General features: G+C 33.3%; 22 protein-coding genes and 1 rRNA gene. 11 read left to right on the top strand and 12 right to left on the bottom strand.

Annotation, left to right across the window (positions count from 1 at the left end; translation table 11 throughout):
- Positions 1-5 precede the first annotated feature (5 nt).
- The 6 genes from LQ608_RS09200 to LQ608_RS09225 all read right to left on the bottom strand — a co-directional run bounded on the left by LQ608_RS09200 (position 6) and on the right by LQ608_RS09225 (position 4,817).
- Positions 6-1,487 (bottom strand): sucrose-6-phosphate hydrolase, encoded by a 1,482-nt coding sequence (locus tag LQ608_RS09200; RefSeq protein WP_239751443.1) that lies wholly within the window; start codon positions 1,485-1,487, stop codon positions 6-8.
- 170 nt (positions 1,488-1,657) lie between these two features.
- Positions 1,658-1,882, bottom strand: coding sequence for a sulfurtransferase TusA family protein (locus LQ608_RS09205; protein ID WP_078358287.1), 225 nt, complete (start codon positions 1,880-1,882; stop codon positions 1,658-1,660).
- A gap of 18 nt (positions 1,883-1,900) precedes the next feature.
- Positions 1,901-2,968, bottom strand: coding sequence for a YeeE/YedE thiosulfate transporter family protein (locus tag LQ608_RS09210; RefSeq protein ID WP_239751446.1), 1,068 nt, complete (start codon positions 2,966-2,968; stop codon positions 1,901-1,903).
- A gap of 125 nt (positions 2,969-3,093) precedes the next feature.
- Positions 3,094-3,876, bottom strand: a complete 783-nt coding sequence (tatC, locus tag LQ608_RS09215) for a twin-arginine translocase subunit TatC (RefSeq protein WP_239751447.1) — start codon at positions 3,874-3,876, stop codon at positions 3,094-3,096.
- Between the two features lie 72 nt (positions 3,877-3,948).
- On the bottom strand, positions 3,949-4,173 hold the full coding sequence (locus tag LQ608_RS09220) for a twin-arginine translocase TatA/TatE family subunit (RefSeq protein ID WP_078358293.1): 225 nt from the start codon (positions 4,171-4,173) through the stop codon (positions 3,949-3,951).
- Between the two features lie 11 nt (positions 4,174-4,184).
- The gene (locus tag LQ608_RS09225) at positions 4,185-4,817 is read right to left on the bottom strand and encodes a redox-sensing transcriptional repressor Rex (protein WP_078358294.1); all 633 of its coding nucleotides are present in this window, start codon (positions 4,815-4,817) and stop codon (positions 4,185-4,187) included.
- A 162-nt stretch (positions 4,818-4,979) separates the two neighbouring features.
- Here LQ608_RS09225 and LQ608_RS09230 point away from each other — a divergent pair, with 162 nt between their 5' ends.
- Together LQ608_RS09230 and LQ608_RS09235 are read left to right on the top strand one after the other, a co-directional pair.
- The gene (locus LQ608_RS09230) at positions 4,980-6,902 is read left to right on the top strand and encodes an ABC-F family ATP-binding cassette domain-containing protein (RefSeq protein WP_107509494.1); all 1,923 of its coding nucleotides are present in this window, start codon (positions 4,980-4,982) and stop codon (positions 6,900-6,902) included.
- Between the two features lie 505 nt (positions 6,903-7,407).
- Positions 7,408-7,551 carry a hypothetical protein gene (locus LQ608_RS09235; RefSeq protein ID WP_182476958.1) on the top strand — a complete coding sequence of 48 codons (144 nt, stop codon included), beginning with the start codon at positions 7,408-7,410 and terminating at the stop codon, positions 7,549-7,551.
- Positions 7,552-8,609: 1,058 nt separating this feature from the next.
- On the opposite strand, the gene LQ608_RS09240 is transcribed toward LQ608_RS09235, so the two are convergent.
- The 5 genes from LQ608_RS09240 to tsaE form a co-directional block, all read right to left on the bottom strand.
- On the bottom strand, positions 8,610-9,038 hold the full coding sequence (locus LQ608_RS09240) for a VOC family protein (RefSeq protein WP_078358298.1): 429 nt from the start codon (positions 9,036-9,038) through the stop codon (positions 8,610-8,612).
- 74 nt (positions 9,039-9,112) lie between these two features.
- Entirely contained in the window at positions 9,113-10,129 is a 1,017-nt protein-coding gene (gene tsaD / locus LQ608_RS09245) for a tRNA (adenosine(37)-N6)-threonylcarbamoyltransferase complex transferase subunit TsaD (RefSeq protein WP_239751449.1), read from the bottom strand.
- Positions 10,122-10,550 carry a ribosomal protein S18-alanine N-acetyltransferase gene (gene rimI / locus LQ608_RS09250; protein WP_481817135.1) on the bottom strand — a complete coding sequence of 143 codons (429 nt, stop codon included), beginning with the start codon at positions 10,548-10,550 and terminating at the stop codon, positions 10,122-10,124. Before rimI ends, tsaD begins: the two co-directional genes overlap by 8 nt.
- Before the next feature lie 11 nt (positions 10,551-10,561).
- Positions 10,562-11,227, bottom strand: coding sequence for a tRNA (adenosine(37)-N6)-threonylcarbamoyltransferase complex dimerization subunit type 1 TsaB (tsaB, locus tag LQ608_RS09255; RefSeq protein ID WP_170167681.1), 666 nt, complete (start codon positions 11,225-11,227; stop codon positions 10,562-10,564).
- A complete protein-coding gene (gene tsaE, locus LQ608_RS09260; protein WP_239751453.1) occupies positions 11,208-11,669 on the bottom strand; it encodes a tRNA (adenosine(37)-N6)-threonylcarbamoyltransferase complex ATPase subunit type 1 TsaE in 462 nt (153 codons plus the stop codon). Before tsaE ends, tsaB begins: the two co-directional genes overlap by 20 nt.
- A gap of 445 nt (positions 11,670-12,114) precedes the next feature.
- Between tsaE and ilvD the strand changes: the two genes are divergently transcribed.
- Genes ilvD through ilvA form a run of 9 tightly spaced genes read left to right on the top strand, consistent with a single transcriptional unit; the run spans position 12,115 to position 22,898 of the window.
- Complete coding sequence (ilvD, locus tag LQ608_RS09265; RefSeq protein WP_078358305.1) at positions 12,115-13,803, top strand: dihydroxy-acid dehydratase; 1,689 nt, start codon at positions 12,115-12,117, stop codon at positions 13,801-13,803.
- A 12-nt stretch (positions 13,804-13,815) separates the two neighbouring features.
- Complete coding sequence (ilvB, locus tag LQ608_RS09270; protein WP_239751455.1) at positions 13,816-15,549, top strand: biosynthetic-type acetolactate synthase large subunit; 1,734 nt, start codon at positions 13,816-13,818, stop codon at positions 15,547-15,549.
- Positions 15,549-16,022, top strand: a complete 474-nt coding sequence (gene ilvN / locus LQ608_RS09275) for an acetolactate synthase small subunit (RefSeq protein WP_078358309.1) — start codon at positions 15,549-15,551, stop codon at positions 16,020-16,022. The genes ilvB and ilvN overlap by 1 nt, the downstream gene beginning before the upstream one ends.
- Before the next feature lie 29 nt (positions 16,023-16,051).
- A complete protein-coding gene (gene ilvC / locus LQ608_RS09280) occupies positions 16,052-17,059 on the top strand; it encodes a ketol-acid reductoisomerase (protein ID WP_203153895.1) in 1,008 nt (335 codons plus the stop codon).
- 29 nt (positions 17,060-17,088) lie between these two features.
- Positions 17,089-18,621, top strand: coding sequence for a 2-isopropylmalate synthase (locus tag LQ608_RS09285; RefSeq protein WP_239751457.1), 1,533 nt, complete (start codon positions 17,089-17,091; stop codon positions 18,619-18,621).
- A complete protein-coding gene (gene leuB, locus LQ608_RS09290) occupies positions 18,618-19,658 on the top strand; it encodes a 3-isopropylmalate dehydrogenase (RefSeq protein WP_239751460.1) in 1,041 nt (346 codons plus the stop codon). Before LQ608_RS09285 ends, leuB begins: the two co-directional genes overlap by 4 nt.
- A 15-nt stretch (positions 19,659-19,673) precedes the next feature.
- Positions 19,674-21,047 (top strand): 3-isopropylmalate dehydratase large subunit, encoded by a 1,374-nt coding sequence (gene leuC, locus LQ608_RS09295; protein ID WP_239751461.1) that lies wholly within the window; start codon positions 19,674-19,676, stop codon positions 21,045-21,047.
- On the top strand, positions 21,048-21,617 hold the full coding sequence (leuD, locus tag LQ608_RS09300; RefSeq protein WP_078358317.1) for a 3-isopropylmalate dehydratase small subunit: 570 nt from the start codon (positions 21,048-21,050) through the stop codon (positions 21,615-21,617).
- A gap of 15 nt (positions 21,618-21,632) precedes the next feature.
- The gene (gene ilvA, locus LQ608_RS09305) at positions 21,633-22,898 is read left to right on the top strand and encodes a threonine ammonia-lyase IlvA (protein WP_078358318.1); all 1,266 of its coding nucleotides are present in this window, start codon (positions 21,633-21,635) and stop codon (positions 22,896-22,898) included.
- A gap of 464 nt (positions 22,899-23,362) precedes the next feature.
- Here ilvA and rrf read toward each other — a convergent pair.
- Positions 23,363-23,443: ribosomal RNA gene (gene rrf, locus LQ608_RS12550) — 5S ribosomal RNA — on the bottom strand; the annotation flags it as partial.

Below are 23,443 nucleotides of genomic sequence, written 5' to 3' on the forward strand. Positions count from 1 at the left end.
ATGTTTTAATTATTTAGTTGCAAGTTATATTTTGTAAATTTCAAATAGACTTGCCCTGATTCTGTTGAAGTTCTAAAGTTTACTGCATTTTCATCTGGAAAAATTCTAGTTGTAAATACGCATTCTCCATCATTTACGAAAATTTCTAAACTTGAAGTATCGCTATAAATTCTTAACTGTTCTAAATCCTTATTTAAAGTTGTTGTACGCGTTGCTTTATCAACCGCTTCACTCACAACACCACTTTCAAAACGGTCTAATGTCAGCTGCTTTGTTCTTGTATTATAAATTATTTGAGTAGAACATTTTTTTGAAACTCTTACATCAAAATATATTTCTGTCGCTTCATTTTCAATAATATCTATAATCAACTCATATTGTTTACCTTCGTATGGATGTAATTTCACAGAGTGTTTGTTTGCATAACCTTCTGCTGTTTCTTTATTTGTTCTTAATTTTTCTAGAGCTTTAATCGGTCTTTGAACTAGTTTATTATTTTCGATTGTTAACTCTCTTGGAATTGTTAAACAGTGCGCCCAACCTTCTTCATCAGTTGCATAATCAATTTCAGGAAGTCCCATCCAACCTATTAATATTCTTTTACCATTCTTGTCTAAAAATGTTTGTGGTGCATAAAAATCAAAGCCTTGATCTAGTTCAATAAAATTATGATGCTCAAATTCTAAAGTATCGATATTAAAATCACCAATTAGATAGCCAGATTGATATATGTTTTCAAATTGATTATTTTGAGGTTCAATACCTTGTGGAGAAAAGATAAATACATCTTTCTCATCCAGTTTGAACAAGTCTGGGCATTCCCACATATAACCGAAATTTTGTAATTTAGTATGTATTTCACCTTTTAAAGTCCAATCTTTAATATTAACAGACTCATAAATAACTGCAGTACCCGTTTCATTTTCTCTTTGTATTCCAAAAATAGCATAGTACTTATCTTTTTCTTTCCATACTTTAGGGTCTCTAAAGTGTTCAGTATAGCCTTTTGGAACATCATGAATCACAGGTTTATCAAATTTCTTAAATGATCCATCTTCTTGTTGAACTGCAATCATTTGTGTTGATTTTCTATTCCATTCATTATCTCTAACGTTACCTGTGTACATTAAATGTAATTTGCCTTCATAATCAAATGCACTTCCAGAATAAACCCCATGACTATCGAATTCTGTATCTGGTGATAAAGCAACTCCTTCGTCTTTAAAACTCGTTAAGTCTTTACTTGTATAGTGATACCAATACTTCAATCCATGTACAGCTCCTAATGGAAACCACTGATGAAATATATGGTATGTACCATTATGATAAATAACTCCATTAGGATCGTTTAATAATCCTGACTTTGGTTGTATGTGAAAGATTTGACGCCATTTTGATTGGTTAACTTGTTCTAGCAGTTTATTATATTCAACTTCAGATATGTCTGATAGTTTTTTGTATTGTTCTTCACGTGTCCAATTTACCATTATCATTCTCCTTACTTCTCATTTTAACCGGCTGCATAATATACTTATTTTATCATATTTTATAAGCTAATTTATCCTTCGTTTCAAAATGATTGTTCTCAAATCACATTTCTTTCAAATAAAAAAACTGCCAACAAAGTTAAGTTTTGTCGACAGTTTGAATACTTATATTATTGTTTTTCGACTGTAATAGTCCATGAAGCATCGCCTAATTGTTCATAATTAGTAACAGGATATCCATTATCCGCTGCCCAATTTGGAAGTGCTTCTGTTGCTTGTGTACAATCGAAATCTATTTTTAGTTGCTCTCCAACTTGTATTTCATCCATTTTATTTTGTGCTTCTATTAATGGAAATGGACATACCATTCCAACAGTACCTAATTCATGTACCATCATTACACGCTCCTTTTATTAAATACTTTGTGTACTCACTTGTGTTTTAGCTTGTCTAGCTTTTCTAGGTTTAACAAAAATGAAGTAACTCATAAACCAAGCACCAAAAATCATTGAAGGTAAGGCAACCCAACCTTGCCAACTCATAGCTGCTGTAGATACTAGTCCATTACCGATTGAACAACCGCCTGCTAATGATGCACCTACACCCATACAAGCGCCACCAATCACACTATTTCTAATTGTCTTAGTATCTGGCATTCTCCATTTAAATTCTCTTGAGCCTTTAGCTGCAATATATGAACCTACAAAAATACCTAATACTAAAAATACACCCCAGTTTATTAATGAAGCATCTCCAGTCACTAAATACTGAACGATATTGGCTGAAGGAGTTGTAATACCAAGTCCTCCAACTCTACCAGTTGAAGCACTCATTGGCCAAGCAATTAAAGCAATAACTCCTACTGCTACTGCCGCAACAAAAGGATGGTATCTTTTTTCAAATAACATATGACGTATTCCCGTATATTTTGGTTTTAATTGAGGTATAGCAACTTTTGGTTTTTTCAAAGTTTTTGTAACAAAATATGCTGTTACCATTACTAACACTATAATTAATAACCAAACAGGTATATTAAGCGTTTCAGACATATTTGAATTCATTACACTATATGAATTTATATTTTCTTGTAAAGGATTTAAAGGACCAGATTTCATAATTGCGGCCGTCACACCGTACAATACTAATGCAATCCAGCTTCCTATTAATCCTTCACCTGCTCTGTACCAAGTACCAGTTGCACAACCACCAGCTAGTATAATACCAATACCGAATACAAATGATCCAAGTATCGTACCTACTAATGGAAATGTTTCCGCTTCTATTTTAAAGACGCCTAATCCTACTAAAGTAAATAACCCAATACTTTGAATAGAAATAGCTATTAATAAAGCATAAAACATTTTATTATTTTTTTGTACATACATATCTCTAAATCCACCTGTTAAACAAAAACGTGTTCTTTGCATAACAAAGCCGAGTAATATACCGACGATAAGTCCACTAATAACCATCCAAATCACGTTTACATCTCCTTATTCCTATTACTTTGATAGGAATAATAATATATGATATTCCACATTTTTTCAAGTTACCATTTCATTACAAAAGTTTGATAATTCAAAAAAAGAAAAAACAACCGTAATTTTTACGGTTGTTTCGTTTCATCTTCATCCATCCCTAGTTCTTCTTCCATTAACTTTCGTTCTGCTTTTAAATATTTTTTATAACCTATTTTAGAAATTATGATACTAATCTCATATAAAAGTATCATCGGAATTGTAAATAACATATGTGTCATAAAATCAGGTGGCGCTATTAATGCTGCTACGACAAGTAATATGAAGTATGCATATTTTCTGTTTTTCTTTAAGAACATCGGTGTTACAATCCCTAATCTTGTTAAGAATAATAATAAAATTGGCAATTGAAATACGAAACCAAAAGGTATCGTAAATTTGAATAATTCACTAAAATATTCTTTAATACCAATGGTTTGCTTTATACCCATGTCATCTGCTAGTCCCATCGTAAATGCTATTAAATATGGGAATATGATAAAGTATGAAAATAACAAACCTCCTACAAACAAGAACAAACTAAATGGAATATAACTTAGTGTAACTTTTTGTTCTTTTGGATGTAATCCCGGAGATATAAATGCCCATATTTCATATAATATAACTGGTGATACAATAATAAATGCAATAATGATAATCATTGCTATGTATATTGTGAGTGGATCTGTTATCCTAAACGCATTCAATTCTAATGTTTGGGTAAAATCATCATTCGTAATATAGTAAATCACTGGTTTAGCAATGAAAAATCCAATAATGAGCCCACCTATTAGAAAATATGCAATAATCATAATACGACCACGTAATTCTTCTAAGTGTTCGACAAATGTTAAATTGTCTTTATCCACCATCTTACCTCCAATCTAAAAAAAGATGTGGCAGGAAACCCGCCACATTCAAGGGAACATCTGTTAAATAAAATTCTATTTAACTTCTTTATCTTTGCTATCTTCAGGATTACTTTTCTTTTCATCAAAGTTTGTCATGCCATCTGTAGCATCTTTAAATTCTTTCAAAGTTGATCCCATCGCTCTACCAAACTGTGGTAATTTCTTTGGCCCAAATATAATTAATGCTACTACCCCTATAAATAATAAACTAACTGGTCCTGAAATACCGACTGTATTAATAAACGTTAAAGCTTCCATTTGATACCCTCCTATTGATTCTTCATAAAGAAGATTAAAGATTGCAATTCAATTCCTAAATCTATATGATGAACCTGCACTTTCTCAGGTACATTTATTCTTTGAGGTGTAAAATTCAAAATACCAGTAATTCCAGCAGATGTTATACGATCAGCAACTCTTTGTGCTGCTTGTTGTGGTACTGTCAATATTACAACTTGTATACCTACTTCTTCAACTACTTTTTCAAAATCATCCATACTATCAACTGTCAATTTACCTACCATACTTCCAGATATACTTTCAGATTGATCGAAAGCTGCGACAATTTGCATTCTATCATTAACAGTAAAATTATAATTCACAAGTGCAGTACCTAAATTACCAACACCAACGATTGCGACTTTAGTCATATCATCTTGTTCAAGGGTTGTTCTAAAAAATTTTAATAAATAACTAATATTGTATCCGTAACCCTTTTTTCCTAATTCACCAAAATATGAAAAATCTCGGCGAATTGTAGCTGAATCAATTTTAAGACCTTCACTTAATTCTTTTGAAGATACGCGATCTACGCCTGAATTATGAAGTGTACTAACAAATCTATAATAAAGAGGCAAACGTTTTAAAGTTGCTTTAGGGATCTTCACATCATTCTTTGCCAAAATCCTCACCTTTTCCACTATAAAATAATGTGATTGCGTTCACATCTAATGGGTTTATTATAACAAACTTCACATAAAATAACTATATAAATATTGTATGTCATTTACATACAATTATCGTTCATTTTCATGTAGAATAATAACTAATAGAGAGGTGTAAACATGATACTTTTACAAATAAATAATTTAGAAAAATCTTTTGATGGCGATGTTATTTTTTCAGATGCTGATTTTGAAGTTAAAACAGGTGAAAGAATTGCAATAGTTGGAAGAAATGGTGCAGGTAAAACAACGCTCATGAAAATTATTGCCGGCGTCGAAAGTTATGATTCAGGAAACATGTCTAAAGGTAAACAAGTTTCTATGGGATATTTAACACAACAAATGACATTAGATTCAAATGATACTGTTATGAATGAAATGAAAAAACCATTTGAACATGTAATAGTAATTGAAGAAAAGATGAAATCTTTAACAGACTGGTTAAGCAAACATGCAGATGACTATGATAGCGATACTTATCAAGAAAAGTTATCTCAATATGAAACACTATCAAATCAATACGAATCATTGGATGGCTATCAATATGAAAGTAAAATCAAAACTGTTTTAACGGGTTTGAATTTTATAGAGTCTGACTTTGATAGACAAATTCAATCATTCAGTGGTGGTCAAAAGACTAGATTATCGATGGCTCAGATGTTATTAAGTGAACCAGACTTGTTATTACTAGATGAACCTACTAACCATTTAGATATGGATACAACAGAATGGCTTGAGAACTACTTAACACATTTCAAGGGCGCTATCGTTATAATCAGTCACGATAGATACTTTTTAGATAAAATAGTTAACCAAGTTTACGATGTTGCTTTAGGTTCTGTAAAAAAATACGTAGGTAACTATAGTAAGTTTTTAAAAGAACGTGACGCACATTACGAAAAAGTAATGGCTGAATACGAAAGACAACAAAGTGAAATTAAAAAATTAGAAACATTTGTTGAAAAAAATATAACACGCGCATCTACAAGTGGTATGGCGAAAAGTAGACGTAAAGTCTTAGAAAGAATGGAAAGAATCGATAAGCCAAGACTAGATGCAAAAAGTGCACAAATTAATTTCGAAATAAACCGAGCTACTGGTGAAGATGTTTTAAAAATTAATAATTTAGAAATTGGTTACTCTGAAAGCATAACTTCACCAATTAATTTAGAAGTAAAACGTCATGATCGCATCGCTATAATCGGTCCAAACGGAATAGGTAAATCTACTTTGATTAAGACAATCGCACAAAAGCTTCCTGCATTAGCTGGAGATGTCTTATTCGGATCTAATATTCAGATTGGTTATTATGACCAAAAACAAGCAGAATTTAAATCCAATATGACAATATTAGATTATGTATGGAATCAATACTCACATATGCTAGAGAAAGACATTAGAACCATTTTAGGCAGATTCTTATTTACCCAGGATGAAGTCAAAAAAGTAATTAATGACTTATCAGGTGGAGAAAAAGCACGTCTTCAACTAGCATTGTTAATGCTAGAAAAAAATAACGTTCTTATTCTTGATGAACCTACCAACCATTTAGATATTGATTCTAAAGAAATGTTAGAACAAGCTCTACAAAACTATGAAGGCACACTACTTTTTGTATCACATGATCGATATTTTATTAATGAACTTGCTAATAAAGTATTCCATATCACTTATGAAGGTAATGAGCTTTTCCAAGGAGATTATCAATATTATTTAGAAAAACTAGAACAACGTGATGCAATCAATAGTTATGAACAAAATGATAGTTCCTCTACTCAAACAACTAAAGATGATAATTTTTATACAAATCAAAAACAACATAAAAAAGAAAAACGTAAACTTGAGCGACAATTAGAAGAAATTGAAAATAATATTTCTACATATGAAGAACAAATTACAAACTATGAGCACCAACTTACATTGCCAGAAATATTTAATGATATTGAAAAGAGTAATGAAATTAATAATCTAAGAATAGAAACAGAACGTTTGCTCGAAGAAAACATGGAAAAATGGGAAGAAATAGAAAGTAAGCTCAATTAATCATAAATCACTAAGGTAAGTTTTACACCTTAGTGATTTTTTATATCGAATATTAATCACACTTTTATTCACAATAAAAAGACTTATTTTACAGTCATCCACAGAGTTATCCTACTTATCCACAGGTAAAAAGTAAAAATAAGCCATTCATCGCAAAACTTATCCACAAATAAAACAAAAGATATACTTAGGTTATCCACAATTTGTGGTTAACTTGTGCACAAGTACAAATGTTCTGTATTGACTTTATGAATATCTCATGCATTTTGTTGGTGGCTTGTAAATATTGTTAAATCAAAATGAAGTTAATCTTAAATTATTAATATAGTAGATTAATTCACTAGATTTAATATTGAAAAAGTTTTATAATTTATGTAACCAATTTTCTTGTCTTGTACACTTTAGTAAGAAAACATTGCTTACTAAATTTAAATTTAGTAAGTGCTTAGAGTTAAATTTCATTGATTAATTGGTCTTGTGTATTATACAGAAGGGATGATGATTTATGAATAACGCTAACATTGAGAGTTATACAACAAAAGCTAAAGAATTGCTAGAGCATAAGATTATAACTAAAGAAGAATATGAACAACGTATTAAAGACTACACTGATTACACAAACAGTGAAGGAAAGTACACTAGAAAATGAACACATTAAAATGACTGAGACATAATTGTCCTAGAAATTTTATAAAAATCATTTTGGTAGCTCATAAAACTACCATCAGATTGCCCGCAAAGTTTAAAACTTTGCGGGCATTTTTTTGTGCATGCTTTCTACTTGTGTGAATACAGATATCCATACTTACACTTCTCTCTACTTGTGTGAATATAGATATCCGTGCTTACACTTCTCTCTACTTGTGTGAATATAGATATCCATACTTACACTTCTTTCGACTTATGTGAATACAGACATCCATACTTACACTTCTCTCTACTTGTGTAAATACAGACATCCTTGCTCACACTTCTTTAGACTTGTGTAAATATAGATACCCTTGCTCACACTTCTTTAGACTTGTGTAAATATAGATACCCTTGCTCACACTTCTTTAGACTTGTGTAAATATAGCTGTTCTATAAACTAAGAGGCTGAGACAATTAATTTGTCTCAGCCTCTTAGCATTTTATTAAAATAGATATTTGCAACGATTTTGTAAGTGCTGACGCCTGAGGGAATAGTATGCGTGAGAGACTACAGGCTCGAGCCATACCCCTAGGCAAGCATGCACGTACAAAATCGTAAGATTATATAAAAATAGATATTTTCAACGATTTTGTAAAGTGCTGACGCCTGAGGGAATAGTATGTGTGAGAGACTACAGGCTCGAGCCATACCCTAGGCAAGCATGCACGAACAAAATCGTAAGATTTAAAAAATAGATATTGCTAACGATTTTGTAGTGCTGACGCCTGAGGGAATAGTATGTGTGAGAGACTACAGGTTCGAGCCATCCCCTAGGCAAGCATGCACTTTACAAAATCGTAAGATTTAAAAAATAGATATTGCTAACGATTTTGTAGTGCGGACGCCTGAGGGAATAGTATGTGCGAGAGACTACAGGCTCGAGCCATACCCCTAGGCAAGCATGCACTTTACAAAATCGTAAGATTGTATAAAAAATAAGCATATCACTTTAAAAATCAGTTAAGTGATATGCTTATTTGTTTTGATTTAGGATTTATATCCTAAGCTCTTATGATTTATTCTGTAATTGCATTTGCCATCCAAGTTACACCATATGGATCTTGGAATGAACCGAATAACGGTGACCATTCTACTTCTGCTAATTGCATATCTATTTTACACCCAGCTGCTTCAGCCTTCTTAAATAAATCGATAACTGCTTCTCTGTCGTTTTCATCATTATAGTTAAATTGGAAACAAGCTTGTGCGCCTTCATTATCAATATCTTTATTTTGCCATGTATCACTACATAAAAATGTCTTACCTAATAACTTGAAACTCGCATTCATTGTAAAAGATTCGGGCATTTGAAATTCCTCAGGTGCATCTTTGAATATTTCATGATTACCAGGTACTCTCATAATATCTGTTGCACCTAATTTTTCTTCGTAAAACTTTAATGCTTCAACGCTATTTTTAAAATTAAAATAACTATTTACTTCCACAAGTTTTCGCCTCCTATATCTTTTATTGTTCGAGTCAATTATAACTTCTAGTGTGTAATATTACAAATATTTACTTAATTAAAAGTTTCAATATCTAGAGAGCTTTTGCCATTTAATTTCATGTCTGAAAATCTATTGTTTTCATATAAGAAATGGGCAACCGATCCTATCATTGCAGCATTGTCTGTACATAGATTTAATGGTGGTACACTCAATTCAATACCAAGCTTGTTAGACTCTTTCTCTAAAGCACTTCTTAAACCTTTGTTTGCTGCAACTCCTCCAGCTACGATTAAATGCTCAACATTATATTCTTTTACTGCAGACATTGTTTTACCTACCAGTACTTCAACGACACTATTTTGAAAGCTCGTAGCAACATCTTCTTTAACAATTTCTTCATTTTTTTGTTTTTTATTATGCAATGTATTTATTACTGCACTTTTCAATCCACTAAAACTAAAATCATAGCTATCTTTTTCCAACCATACTCTAGGAAAATTCAAGGTATCCTTTCCTATTTGGGCCAATCTATCAACTTCTGGTCCACCTGGATAAGATAATCCTATTGTTCTTGCTACTTTATCATATGCTTCACCAACAGCGTCATCACGTGTTTCACCAATAATTTCAAAATCAAGATGATTCTTCATATAAATTAGTTCAGTATGCCCTCCAGATACAATGAGTGCAATTAATGGGAATTGAAGTGGTTTAACAAGGTGATTTGCATAAATATGTCCTGCTATATGATGAACCGGTATAAGCGGTTTTTGATGGCTAAATGCTAATGCTTTAGCACTAGCCACACCTACTAATAATGCACCAATTAATCCTGGTCCTTCAGTAACTGCTATAGCATCTATATCATCCATTTTCATATTTGCGTTCGATAATGCTTCATCTATAACTTGCGTCATAACTTCAACATGTTGCCTACTAGCAACTTCTGGTACAACACCACCAAATTTTTTGTGTGTCATCATTTGGGTAACGACTTCATTGCTTATAATTTCATTACCATTTTTGATCACACTAGCTGCTGTTTCATCACAGCTCGTTTCTATACTTAAAATAATAGATTTAGTCATTTTTTAAACTCACCCACATCACTTTAGCATCCTCTCCGTCGCCATAATAATTTTTTCTGACACCACCATAAGTAAACCCAGCTTTTTCATATACATGTCTAGCAGCTTTATTTTCAATTCTTACTTCTAAGCTCATTGTCGTACATGTGGTACTTGCGTAATTCATAACATATTCTAATAATAATTGTCCTACCCCATTACTTCGATATGATTCGTCTACAGAAATTGTAGTTATTTGTGCCTGATCAATGACTATCCATATACCACAATAGCCGATAATTTTTTCACCCAAAGACACAACGAAATAATGTGCAAATTCATTTTTTTCTAATTCATGATAGAAAGCTTCTAAAGACCACGAGCTATTTGTGAAACTTTGATTTTCTATTTTATAAACTTCTTGGACATCTTCGATACTCATTTTTCTAATTTCTAATGCTTTGTTTGATTGTTTTTCCAATTTTGTTCCGCCTCTGATAATTTTAAATATCGTGGTTTTAATTCATGAACGTTTAATACGGGTTGATCTTTTATTTGATTCATAAGTGAAGCATTTGGTAAATTCGTTATGATTCTACCATCTAATTTATTTTTCAAAGTTGCTGTATCGTTACCTACAAATATAAAAGGTTGAGTTTGATCATTTAAATATTTTTTAAGTTCTTCAATAGAAATATAACAATCTTCCATAACTTCTATTAAATTATCGTCTTCATATTTATAAACGCCTGCAAATACATGATCTCTTCTTGCATCAAATATAGGCACAATCAAATCTGTTTTACTATTGTAAGTCATAGCTAAAGATTTTAGCGAAGAAACTTCATATAATGGGATTTCCAATGAATATGCCAATGTTTTAGCTGTAGTGATACCAATTCTTAATCCAGTGTATGAGCCTGGTCCATTGGCAACTACGATTTCTGTTAACATTTCAGGTGATACATTAGCCTCATTCATAAGTGTTTCAATCACCGGCATTAATTGTAAAGAATGATTTTTCTTTATATTAGATTGATAATTTAATAAGACAGTGTCTTCTTTAACAAGAGATACAGCTAATGGCTGGTTTGAAGTATCAATTAATAAGGTTGTCATGATTTAACACTTCCTTTATTTGTTTATAGTGTTCACCCTTTGGAACTATTTCAAACAATCTTTTATTTTCTTCTATATATTTAATGTTAATTTCTAAATATTCCTCGGGTAGAAAATCTTTAATATATTCACTCCACTCTATGAGCGTTACAGCATCAGAAGTAAAATACTCATCAAATCCTAAGTCTTCATCACTATTTTCTAATCTATAGCAATCCATATGATGAAAAGGTAATCTTCCTTTATACGATTTTATAATATTAAAGGTAGGTGAATTAATATTTCTCTTAACGCCTAATGCCTTACCAAAATATTGGCTAAACGTTGTCTTTCCAGCTCCTAAATCGCCATTTAATAAAATAACATCGTTCTCAGTTACGACTTGAGCAAGTTTTTCAGCTATTTTTTTCGTCTTTTCTAATGATTCAACTTGAATAAACATTATTTGGCACCTACTTTTACTTTACTTAAACTAACTGAATTATTATAACAAATATTTAATTAATTGGGTAATGAACGGTTCTATTCTAACTAAAGCGCTTACATTATCTAAATTTTTAGAATAATCTAAATCTTCTGTTGACATGTGCTCAAATATGCGTTAAATTTAGAACATAAATTTTTTAACTATTCAAAAATCTTAATTAAAAATATAGTTCACATTTGAGAAGAAAGGACGAGTTGTAATGAAATATAATATGACAGCAAACAAACCGACAATCGAATACAGCATATTAGTAATTTTATTACGCTCAGAAGGACTCGAACAACAGTAAGTATCAATTTACTGTCAGGTTTAAGTCCTATTTCTACTTGAATGGGACTGAAAGCAGCGTCCCATATATAATTGGGGCGTTGCTTTTTTATTTTTCTAGAGGAGTGTAATTATGAGAAGTGACATGATCAAAAAAGGTGACCAACAAGCACCTGCAAGAAGCTTATTACATGCAACAGGACAAATTAAAGATCCTACAGATATGAATAAACCATTCATTGCGATTTGTAACTCTTATATTGATATTGTCCCAGGACATGTTCATTTAAGAGAATTAGCTGATGTAGCTAAAGAAGCTATTAGAGAAGCAGGTGGTATACCATTCGAATTTAATACGATTGGTGTCGATGACGGAATTGCAATGGGACACATTGGAATGCGCTACTCATTACCAAGTAGAGAAGTAATTGCTGACGCAGCAGAAACAGTAATCAATGCTCACTGGTTTGATGGTGTATTCTACATGCCAAACTGTGACAAGATTACACCAGGTATGCTTTTAGCATCTGTTAGAACAAATGTACCTGCTATCTTTTGTTCAGGCGGTCCAATGAAAGCTGGATTATCATCAACTGGTAAAGCTTTAACATTATCATCAATGTTTGAAGCAGTTGGTTCTTTCAAAGGTGGATCAATGTCAAAAGAAGAATTTTTAGACATGGAACAGAATGCATGCCCTACTTGTGGTTCATGTGCAGGCATGTTCACAGCAAATTCAATGAACTGTTTAATGGAAGTACTAGGACTTGCATTACCTTATAACGGTACAGCTATTGCAGTCGGAGAAGAAAGAAGAGAGTTAATTCGTGAAGCAGCATTTAAACTTATGGATTTAGTTAAGAATGATATCAAACCTAAAGACATTGTTACTAAAGACGCAATCGATGACGCATTTGCTTTAGATATGGCAATGGGAGGTTCTACTAATACAGTACTTCATACATTAGCTTTAGCAAATGAGGCTGGTATTGAATACGATTTAAATCGCGTTAACGAAATTGCTAAACGTACGCCTTACCTATCTAAAATTGCACCAAGTTCATCATATTCTATGCACGATGTTCATGAAGCTGGTGGTGTTCCAGCAATTATCGGTGAATTATTGAAAATGGATAATGTACTACACCCAGATAGAGTAACCGTCACAGGTAACACTTTAAGAGAAAATAATGAAAATAAAGAAATAAAAAATACTGATGTTATTCACACGAGAGATAATGCATTTTCTGAAACTGGTGGCTTATCAATGCTATTTGGGAACATTGCTCCCGATGGCGCAGCTATAAAAGTTGGTGGTGTCGATCCATCAATCAATAAATTTGTCGGTAAAGCAATTTGCTTTAGCTCACATGATGAAGCAGTAGAAGCGATTGATAACCATACAGTACGAGAAGGTCACGTAGTTGTCATTCGATATGAAGGACCTAAAGGTGGACCTGGAATGCCTGAGATGTTAGCCCCTACTTCATCTATCGTTGGTAGAGGATTAGGTAAAGATGTGGCATTAATAACTGACGGTAGATTCTCAGGTGCAACTAGAGGTGTTGCTGTAGGTCATATTTCACCTGAAGCTGCAGCTGGAGGACCTATTGGATTGATTGAAGACGGAGATGAAATTGTAATTGATTTAATTAACCGAACATTAGATGTAAGTGTTTCTGAAGCTGAGTTACACGCTAGAAAACAAAACATTGAACCATTTAAAGCGAAAGTTAAAACTGGTTATCTTGCAAGATATACTGCGCTTGTTACAAGTGCAAATACAGGTGGCATCTTGAAAGTACCAGACGAACTAATTTAAGGAGTGATTTGCATGGCACTAACTACTAAATCATACAAAGAACCAGATGAAGCAACTAAAGAAAAGACAATAACATACACGGGTGCTGAACTACTCGTACAATCATTTATTGACCAAAAAGTTGATTACATTTTTGGATATCCTGGTGGTGCAGTCTTACCTTTATATGATGCTTTCTATGAAGGTAAAGTGCCTCACATATTAACGAGACACGAACAAGGAGCTGTTCACGCTGCAGAAGGTTATGCAAGAGTAACAGGTAAACCTGGCGTAGTTGTTGTTACAAGCGGTCCAGGAGCAACAAATACTATTACAGGAATTGCTGATGCTATGAGTGATTCAATTCCACTCATTGTCATCACTGGTCAAGTTCATCGTCCTGGAATTGGTAAAGATGCCTTCCAAGAAGCTGATTTACTTTCAATGACAACACCTATTACGAAACATAATTATCAAGTAACAGATGTAAAAGATATTCCAAAGATTATAGATGAAGCTTTTCATATCGCTTCAACTGGACGTAAAGGACCTGTCGTAATTGATTTTCCTAAAGATATCGGTGTTCTTGAAACTGTTGAAGTTGCACCAAGAGAACTTGATTTACCAGGTTATCATATTGACCTAAATCCTGAAGAAAAAGAAATTGACCAGTTTATTCAAATGATACGCCAAGCTGAAAAGCCACTTATTTTAGCTGGTGCAGGTGTTAACCATGCCGAAGCTTCAAATGAACTTACAGCATTTGCGAATAAATACAAAATTCCTGTCGTTAATACTTTGTTAGGTTTAGGCTCTATCCCCTACTCTGATCCTTTATTTTTAGGTATGGGAGGTATGCATGGTTCATACGCTAGTAATATGGCACTAACAGAATGTGATTTGTTGATTAATTTTGGCAGCAGATTTGATGACCGTCTAGCAAGTAGCCCAGACGATTTTGCTAAAGATGCAAAAGTTATCCATGTCGATATTGATCCATGTGAAATCAACAAAATAATTCCAACTGATTTAGGTATTATTGCTGATGCAAAACTCACTCTTGAAGCTCTATTAGAATATGATACTCATGATCTTATTCACCATGATTGGTACGAACATTGTCTATCAAACAAAGCAACATACCCATTTAAATACGACAAACCCACTGATGACTTTGTTAAACCACAACAAGCAATTGAGTATATTGGTAAAATCACTAACGGTGATGCACTTGTCGCTACAGATGTAGGACAACACCAAATGTGGGTTGCACAATATTACCCATTCAAGACACACGGTCAAATCATCACAAGTGGTGGTCTTGGAACTATGGGCTTTGGTATTCCAGCTGCAATGGGTGCAAAGTTTGCATATCCAGATAAAACTGTTGTTGCAGTTGTTGGTGACGGTGGTTTCCAAATGACAAATCAGGAAATGGCGATTCTTAATGAATTCAACAATGATATTAAAATCGTATTAATTAATAATGGTGCACTAGGGATGGTTAAACAATGGCAAGATAAGTTTTATAGCCAACGCTTTTCTCATTCAGTATTCTCAGGACAACCAGACTTTATGAAACTTTCAGAAAGCTACGGTGTTAAAAGTTTCATGATTGATTCTAATGAGAAATTGGAATCAACAATTGATGAAGCATTTGCACATAAAGGACCTGCCCTAATCGAAATTAGAATTTCCCCTTCTGAACCAGTACTTCCTATGGTTCCGAGTGGACAACCAAATTACAAGATGGAGGGCGTGGAATAATGAAAAGAACAATTAAGACTCAAGTACTCGATAGAGCGGGTACCCTCAACCGACTTACAAGTATTTTTGTAAGGAGACAATACAACATTGTTTCACTTTCAGCAACGCCAACTGAAACTGAGGGCATTACGAATATAACATTTATCGTAGATGTTTCAGATGAAAGCAGTACAGAAACAATTATTAAGCAACTAGAAAAACAAGTAAACGTAATATCTGCACTAGACATTACAGAAACGAATCTTTTCAATAGAGAGCTCATATTAATTAAGCTAGGTCACCCTACTGATTATAAGTCTTTCGAAAAATTGATTCAGCCCTATGAAAATCAACTTACTATTTTAAAAGATGTTGAAGATCATATTTATTTACAAGCATTTGGAACCCATCAAACAATAGAAAATCTATTGGATGATTTAAAAATATATCCAGTGACACAAGTGTCACGAACAGGTTCAGCAGGATTACTATAAAACTAAACAATTTAATGGAGGCATTTATTATGACTAAAGTATTTTATGACAACACGGTAACAGAAGACGCATTACAAGGTAAAAAAATTGCAGTTATTGGGTATGGTTCACAAGGACATGCACATTCACAAAACTTAAAAGATAATGGCTATGACGTTGTTATCGGTATTCGTCCAGGTAAATCATTTGATCAAGCTAAAGAAGATGGCTTCGAAGTTTATCCAGTAGAAGAAGCAGTTAAGCAATCTGACGTTGTAATGATCCTATTACCAGATGAAATTCAAGGACAAGTATATAAAGAAGAAATCGAACCTAACTTAGATGAAGGAAATGCTTTAGTATTTGCTCATGGATTTAATATTCATTTTAAAGTCATTCAACCACCAGAAAACGTTGATGTGTTCTTAGTAGCACCTAAAGGACCTGGTCATTTAGTAAGACGTACATTCGCTGAAGGTAGCGCTGTACCAGCTCTTTACGCTGTATATCAAGATGCGACTGGCAAAGCAACACAATTAGCATTAAGCTACGCAAAAGGTATCGGTGCAACTAGAGCCGGTGTAATTGGTACAAGCTTTGAAGAAGAAACTGAAACAGATTTATTCGGTGAACAAGCAGTACTTTGTGGTGGTGTAACTAAACTTATCCAATCAGGGTTTGAAACTTTAGTTGAAGCAGGTTACCAACCAGAAATCGCATATTTCGAAGTATTACATGAAATGAAACTAATCGTTGATTTAATGTATGAAGGTGGAATGGAAAACATGCGTTATTCTATTTCAAATACTGCAGAATTTGGTGACTATGTATCAGGCGAACGCGTTATCACACCAGATGTTAAAGACAATATGAAAGCAGTTCTAAAAGATATCCAAACTGGTGCGTTTAGTGATCGCTTCATTAAAGATAACGAAAACGGCTTTGAAGAATTCTTGAGAATGCGTAAAGAACAACAAGGACATCAAATTGAATCAGTTGGTAGAGATTTACGTGACATGATGCCATTCGTTAAAGCTAAAAGTATTCAATCTAAATAAATGTATTAGAACTTAAGGAGAGGATTATTATGTCAGATCATATTCAAATATTCGATACAACACTTAGAGACGGAGAACAGACACCAGGAGTAAACTTTTCATTCGATGAACGTCTCAAAATTGCTATACAACTAGAAAAATGGGGAGTCGATGTAATAGAAGCAGGCTTCCCCGCTTCTAGTGAAGGCAGTTTTAAATCAGTAGAAAGTATTTCAAAGGCATTAACAACTACTGCAGTTTGTGGCTTAGCTAGATGTAAAAAATCAGATATTGATGCTGTTCATGAGTCTACAAAAGAAGCACAACATAGACAAATTCATATCTTTTTAGCTACTAGCCCTATTCATTTAGAATACAAATTAAAAATGACTGAAGAACAAGTTTTATCTTCGATTACAGAAAATGTTACTTATGCAAAAACATTATTTGAAAAAGTACAATTTTCACCTGAAGATGCAACTAGAACACCTTTACCATTTTTAATTAAAGCAGTTCAAACGGCTGTTGATGCAGGTGCAAATATTATCAATATTCCTGATACTGTTGGTTATTCGTATCCTTCAGAATATGGTCAACTCTTTAAGACTCTCATTGAAACAGTTAAAAGTGATCACGAAGTAATTTATAGCTCACATTGTCATGATGACCTAGGACTAGCAGTAGCAAATGGACTTGCTGCTTTTGAAAACGGTGCTCGTAGAGTTGAAGGTGCAATTAATGGTATTGGTGAACGTGCAGGTAATACAGCACTTGAAGAAATTGCACTTGCGCTACATGTTAGACAAGACCATTTTAATCTATCAACAAATATAGACTTATCTGAAACTAAAAATACGAGTGACATAGTAAGTAGATATTCTGGCCTTCGAGTCCCAAGAAATAAAGCAATTGTCGGACAAAATGCATTTAGCCATGAATCAGGTATACATCAAGATGGCATTCTAAAAAATCCTGAAACGTATGAAATTATGACACCTCAACTAGTTGGTGTTGTTAAAAATTCACTACCTTTAGGAAAACTATCTGGAAAACATGCATTTAGCGAAAAACTTATTGAACTTGGTTATGATTTATCTCCTGATGAACAAGTAGAAGTATTTAAACAATTCAAGTCTGTCGCAGATAAGAAAAAACAAGTTACAGATCGTGACATTCACGCTATTTTACAAGGTAGTGAACATGAAGAGAATGCATACTATAAAGTGAATGCATTACAACTACAATTTGTGTCTAATGGCTTACAAAGTTCTGTAGTCGTTATAGAAGATAAAGAAGGTAATACTTATCAAGACTCTTCTATTGGTTCAGGTTCTATCACTTCAATTTATAATGCAATAGATAGAATATTTGATTATTCACCTAAATTACAACAATACCGAATTGACTCTATTACGGAAGGTACAGATGCACAAGCTGAAGTACACGTACAAGTACAATTTGAAGATGAAGTATTTACTGGTATAGGTATTGATTATGATATCTTATACGCATCTTGCAAAGCGTATGTAGAAGCGCACGCAAAATTCAGTAAAAACACAGTGAAAGAAGGCGTAAAGTCATGACATACAAAATCACTGCCCTACCCGGTGATGGTATCGGCCCAGAGATTTTAGAAGGTAGTATTGAAATATTAGAAGCACTTGCAAAAAAGTTTGAATTTGAATACGACTTAGTTACTAAAGATTTTGGAGGTATCGCCATAGATAAACATGGCGAACCTTTACCTCCTGAAACTTTAGAAGCATGTCAAAACAGTGATGCAATACTGTTAGGCGCTGTAGGTGGCCCTAAATGGACAAATCCTAAGAATAGACCAGAGCATGGTTTATTAGGTATTAGAAAATCACTAAAATTATTTGCTAATATTAGACCTACTATAGTTACTGAAGCTACTGCTCACCTTTCCCCACTAAAAGAATCATTAGTTAAAGATACTGATTTTATAATCGTTCGAGAATTAACTGGTGGCCTTTATTTTGGTGAACCAAAGTATTTCAATGAAAATCAAGCAGTAGATACATTGACTTATACTACAGAAGAAATAACAAGAATAGCTCACATAGCTTTTAAATTAGCTTTAAAAAGAAAGAAAGTTGTAACGTCTGTTGATAAAGAAAATGTTTTAAGTTCTTCAAAATTATGGAGACAAACTTTAGAACAAGTTTCTAAAGAATATCCTGATGTAACGCTAAATCATTTATTAGTTGATGCATGTAGCATGCACCTTATAACTAATCCAAAGCAATTTGATGTTATTGTAACTGAAAATTTATTTGGTGATATCCTAAGTGATGAAGCTTCTGTAATTCCAGGTTCATTAGGCTTATCGCCATCTGCTAGTTTTGGTGAAAGTGGCCCAAGTTTATATGAGCCAATACATGGATCTGCCCCAGACATTGCAGGTCAAAATAAAGCAAATCCTAGTGGTATGTTACTATCACTAGCAATGTGTATTCGTGAAAGTCTACATCAACCAGAATGCGCACAACATTTAGAAAATCTAGTTTTTAATACAATTAATGAAGGTATTGCCACAAAAGATTTAGGTGGTAGCTACAGCACATCTGAAGTCTTCGAAGCAATTAAAAAATCAATTTAAGAGGAGGAAAACGACATGTCACAAACATTATTTGATAAAGTATGGAATCGACATATAGTAGCTGGTAAAGAAGGTGAACCCCAATTATTATACATCGACTTGCACCTAATACATGAAGTTACATCTCCTCAAGCATTCGAAGGTTTAAGATTGCAAAACAGAAAATTGAGACGTCCTGATCGAACTTTTGGAACTTTAGATCATAATGTTCCTACAGTTGATATATTCAATATTAGAGATGAAATTGCTAATAAACAAATTAATGCCTTACAAAATAATTGTGAAGCATTTGGTGTAAAGTTATTTGATATGGGTTCAGACGAACAAGGTATAGTACATATGGTTGGTCCAGAAACAGGTTTAACACAGCCAGGTAAAACAATCGTATGTGGAGATTCACATACTGCTACTCATGGTGCATTTGGTGCTATTGCATTTGGAATAGGTACTAGTGAAGTTGAACATGTTTTTGCAACTCAAACATTATGGCAAACTAAACCTAAAAACTTAAAAATTCAAGTAGATGGTACCCTACCAACTGGTGTATATGCAAAAGATATCATCTTATATTTGATTAACCAATATGGAGTTGATTTTGGTAGTGGTTATGCTTTAGAATTCGCAGGTGAAGCTATTTCCAATATGTCAATGGACGAGCGAATGACTATTTGTAATATGGCCATTGAAGCTGGTGCTAAATATGGAATGATGAAGCCAGATGAAACAACTTTTGAATATGTTAAAGGTCGTGAATATCAACCTGAAAACTTTGAAGAAAAAGTAGAAGATTGGAAAACTCTTTATTCTGATGAAGATGCTACTTATGATAAAATCATCACAGTTGAAGTAAGCGATTTAGAACCACAAGTTACATGGGGAACTAGTCCAGAAATGGGCGTAAGTTTCAGTACACCATTCCCAGAAATCAATGATATTAATGATGAAAGAGCGTATAACTATATGGGGCTTAAACCTGGTCAAACCGCACGAGATATTCCTCTAGGTTATGTATTCCTTGGTTCATGTACAAATGCTAGACTTTCAGATTTAATTGAAGCGAGTAAAATAGTAGATGGACACCAAGTTCATCAAGATATTACAGCTATAGTCGTACCAGGTTCACGAAGCGTTAAACTACAAGCTGAGGCACTAGGACTAGATAAGATTTTCAAAGATGCAGGCTTTGATTGGCGAGAACCAGGATGTTCAATGTGTCTAGGTATGAATCCCGACCAAGTACCAAATGGGGTACATTGTGCCTCAACAAGTAACCGTAACTTTGAAGGACGACAAGGTAAAGGTGCAAGAACACATCTCGTATCTCCAGCTATGGCTGCTGCGGCTGCTATAAATGGAAGATTTGTAGATACTAGAAAGGTGGTCATTTAAATGGAACCTATTAACATCTTTAATGGGAAAACAGTTCCACTATTGAATGATAATATTGATACGGATCAAATTATCCCTAAAGTCTTTTTAAAAAGAATAACTAAAACAGGATTTGGCCCTTTTCTATTTGATGAATGGCGCTATCTTGAAGACGGTTCTGAAAATCCAGACTTCAATTTAAATAAACAAGAATATAAAGGTGCAAGCATTTTAATTTCTGGTGACAATTTTGGTTGTGGATCATCAAGAGAACATGCTGCATGGGCGCTTAAAGATTTTGGGTTCCTTATTATAATTGCAGGTAGTTTTAGTGATATCTTTTATATGAATTGTACTAAAAATGGTATGCTCCCTATTGCTATTGAAAATAAAAATGATAGAGAAGCAATTGCTCAACATAGTGATATAACTATTGATTTACCAAATCAAGAAGTTATTACACCTGAAGCAAAATATCATTTTGAAATAGATTCAACATGGAAGAATAAACTTGTTAATGGGCTAGATGATATTGCTATTACATTAACTTACGAAGATCAAATAAACGAATATGAGAAAATGCACAACTAATTTGGGAGTGATAAAATGACCTTAAAAACACGTTTAAGTGCCGAAGATATAGAAGAAGCTTTTTTAAAATTAAAAGACACTGTTAAACAAACACCTTTAGAAAAAGATATGTATTTATCACAAAAATTTGATTGTAACGTATACTTAAAAAGAGAAGACCTTCAATGGGTGCGCTCATTTAAATTACGTGGTGCATACTATGCCATTAATCAATTAACTGATGAAGAAAGAGCAAACGGCGTTAGTTGTGCAAGCGCAGGTAATCATGCCCAAGGTATTGCATTTACTGCTAAACAACTTGAAATTAAAGCAGTCATTTTCATGCCAGTTACTACCCCAGCTCAAAAAATTAATCAAGTGAAATTTTTCGGTGGTGAATTTGTTCAAATTGAATTAATTGGAGACACATTTGATGATTGTTTGAAACATGCCCTTGAATATACTGAAAAATTTGGATTAAGCTTTATTGATCCATTTGATAATATTAATACTATTGCTGGTCAAGGTACTATTGCAAAAGAAATGGTAGATTATGCAAATGATGAGAACATTCAATTTGACTATTGCTTTGCTGCAATCGGTGGTGGCGGACTTATTTCTGGTGTTGGTACATATTTAAAAGAAAATATGCCGACTACACAAGTTATAGGTGTAGAACCATTAGGAGCAAGTAGCATGGCTCAATCAGTAAAAGCAAATAAGATTGTAACGTTAACTGACATCGATAAATTTGTAGATGGTGCTTCAGTAGGAAAAGTTGGGCAATTAACGTTTGATATTTCTAAAAATGTAGTAGACAATTTTGTAGCTGTAGATGAAGGTGAAGTTTGTAGCACTATTCTTGATATGTACTCGAAGCAAGCCATTATAGCCGAACCAGCAGGTGCATTAAGTGTTAGTGCCCTTAATCATTATACAAATGAAATTAAAGGTAAAAATGTAGTATGCATTGTAAGTGGTGGTAATAACGATATTAATAGAATGAAAGAAATCGAAGAAAGATCCCTTTTATTCGAAGATATGAAACATTACTTTATCGTTAATTTCCCACAAAGACCTGGTGCTTTAAGAGAATTTGTAAATGACGTATTGGGTCCTAATGATGACATTACTAAATTTGAATACTTAAAAAAATCTAGTCAAAATACTGGTTCTGTTATTATTGGTATTCAACTTAAAGACCATAATGATCTTGACCAATTATATAAGAACGTCAGTGAATTTGATCCTAAATACATTTACATTAATCAAAACAAAATGCTTTATTCACTACTGATTTAAAAGATAGTAGAATATAAATTCTAACTTAAAATAAATAGGCATATCACTTAACTGAGTTTTCAGTTTTATAGTGATATGCTTATTTTTTAATATCTTACGATTTTGTACGTGCATGCTTGCCTAGGGGTATGGCTCGAGCCTGTAGTCTCTCACACATACTATTCCCTCAGGCGTCAGCACTTTACAAAATCGTGATAGTTTTCTGATATTTTAAAGCTATTTTGGGTTTAGCCATTCCGTTTATTATTACATGGACAACGCAAAGTAAAATGTACGAACTATGTATGCAGTAATGGCAAGAAATAAGAAAAATTTTCTTAGAGTTTTATATTCCTATTTATTTGTATTATAGTTTTTATAACTTTAATCCTATATACCTTTTAAATACCTTTTAATTTTTTACATAAAAAAAAGAGACCTAACAGGTCTCGAGTGCGGCTCATCGCATCCATTTATAAATATTTGCCCGGCAACGTCCTACTCTCGCGGAACGTAAGCCCAACTACCATCGGCGCTAAAGAGCTTAACTTCTGTGTTCGGCATGG

The sequence above is a fragment of the Mammaliicoccus sp. H-M34 genome (genome assembly GCF_022386495.1).
GTDB classification, from domain to species: domain Bacteria; phylum Bacillota; class Bacilli; order Staphylococcales; family Staphylococcaceae; genus Mammaliicoccus; species Mammaliicoccus fleurettii.

What these genes read in the sequence shown, in the direction of transcription:
- ilvB (WP_239751455.1), top strand. Translation starts at nt 13,816, where the DNA reads ATGGCACTAACTACTAAATCATACAAAGAACCAGATGAAGCAACTAAA.
- LQ608_RS09285 (WP_239751457.1), top strand. Translation starts at nt 17,089, where the DNA reads ATGTCAGATCATATTCAAATATTCGATACAACACTTAGAGACGGAGAA.
- tsaB (WP_170167681.1), bottom strand. Translation starts at nt 11,227, where the DNA reads ATGACAACCTTATTAATTGATACTTCAAACCAGCCATTAGCTGTATCT.
- ilvD (WP_078358305.1), top strand. Translation starts at nt 12,115, where the DNA reads ATGAGAAGTGACATGATCAAAAAAGGTGACCAACAAGCACCTGCAAGA.
- leuB (WP_239751460.1), top strand. Translation starts at nt 18,618, where the DNA reads ATGACATACAAAATCACTGCCCTACCCGGTGATGGTATCGGCCCAGAG.
- LQ608_RS09220 (WP_078358293.1), bottom strand. Translation starts at nt 4,173, where the DNA reads ATGGAAGCTTTAACGTTTATTAATACAGTCGGTATTTCAGGACCAGTT.
- LQ608_RS09230 (WP_107509494.1), top strand. Translation starts at nt 4,980, where the DNA reads ATGATACTTTTACAAATAAATAATTTAGAAAAATCTTTTGATGGCGAT.
- LQ608_RS09200 (WP_239751443.1), bottom strand. Translation starts at nt 1,487, where the DNA reads ATGGTAAATTGGACACGTGAAGAACAATACAAAAAACTATCAGACATA.
- rimI (WP_481817135.1), bottom strand. Translation starts at nt 10,550, where the DNA reads ATGAGTATCGAAGATGTCCAAGAAGTTTATAAAATAGAAAATCAAAGT.
- ilvN (WP_078358309.1), top strand. Translation starts at nt 15,549, where the DNA reads ATGAAAAGAACAATTAAGACTCAAGTACTCGATAGAGCGGGTACCCTC.
- tsaD (WP_239751449.1), bottom strand. Translation starts at nt 10,129, where the DNA reads ATGACTAAATCTATTATTTTAAGTATAGAAACGAGCTGTGATGAAACA.
- ilvC (WP_203153895.1), top strand. Translation starts at nt 16,052, where the DNA reads ATGACTAAAGTATTTTATGACAACACGGTAACAGAAGACGCATTACAA.
- leuC (WP_239751461.1), top strand. Translation starts at nt 19,674, where the DNA reads ATGTCACAAACATTATTTGATAAAGTATGGAATCGACATATAGTAGCT.
- tatC (WP_239751447.1), bottom strand. Translation starts at nt 3,876, where the DNA reads ATGGTGGATAAAGACAATTTAACATTTGTCGAACACTTAGAAGAATTA.
- leuD (WP_078358317.1), top strand. Translation starts at nt 21,048, where the DNA reads ATGGAACCTATTAACATCTTTAATGGGAAAACAGTTCCACTATTGAAT.
- LQ608_RS09235 (WP_182476958.1), top strand. Translation starts at nt 7,408, where the DNA reads ATGAATAACGCTAACATTGAGAGTTATACAACAAAAGCTAAAGAATTG.
- LQ608_RS09205 (WP_078358287.1), bottom strand. Translation starts at nt 1,882, where the DNA reads ATGGTACATGAATTAGGTACTGTTGGAATGGTATGTCCATTTCCATTA.
- ilvA (WP_078358318.1), top strand. Translation starts at nt 21,633, where the DNA reads ATGACCTTAAAAACACGTTTAAGTGCCGAAGATATAGAAGAAGCTTTT.
- tsaE (WP_239751453.1), bottom strand. Translation starts at nt 11,669, where the DNA reads ATGTTTATTCAAGTTGAATCATTAGAAAAGACGAAAAAAATAGCTGAA.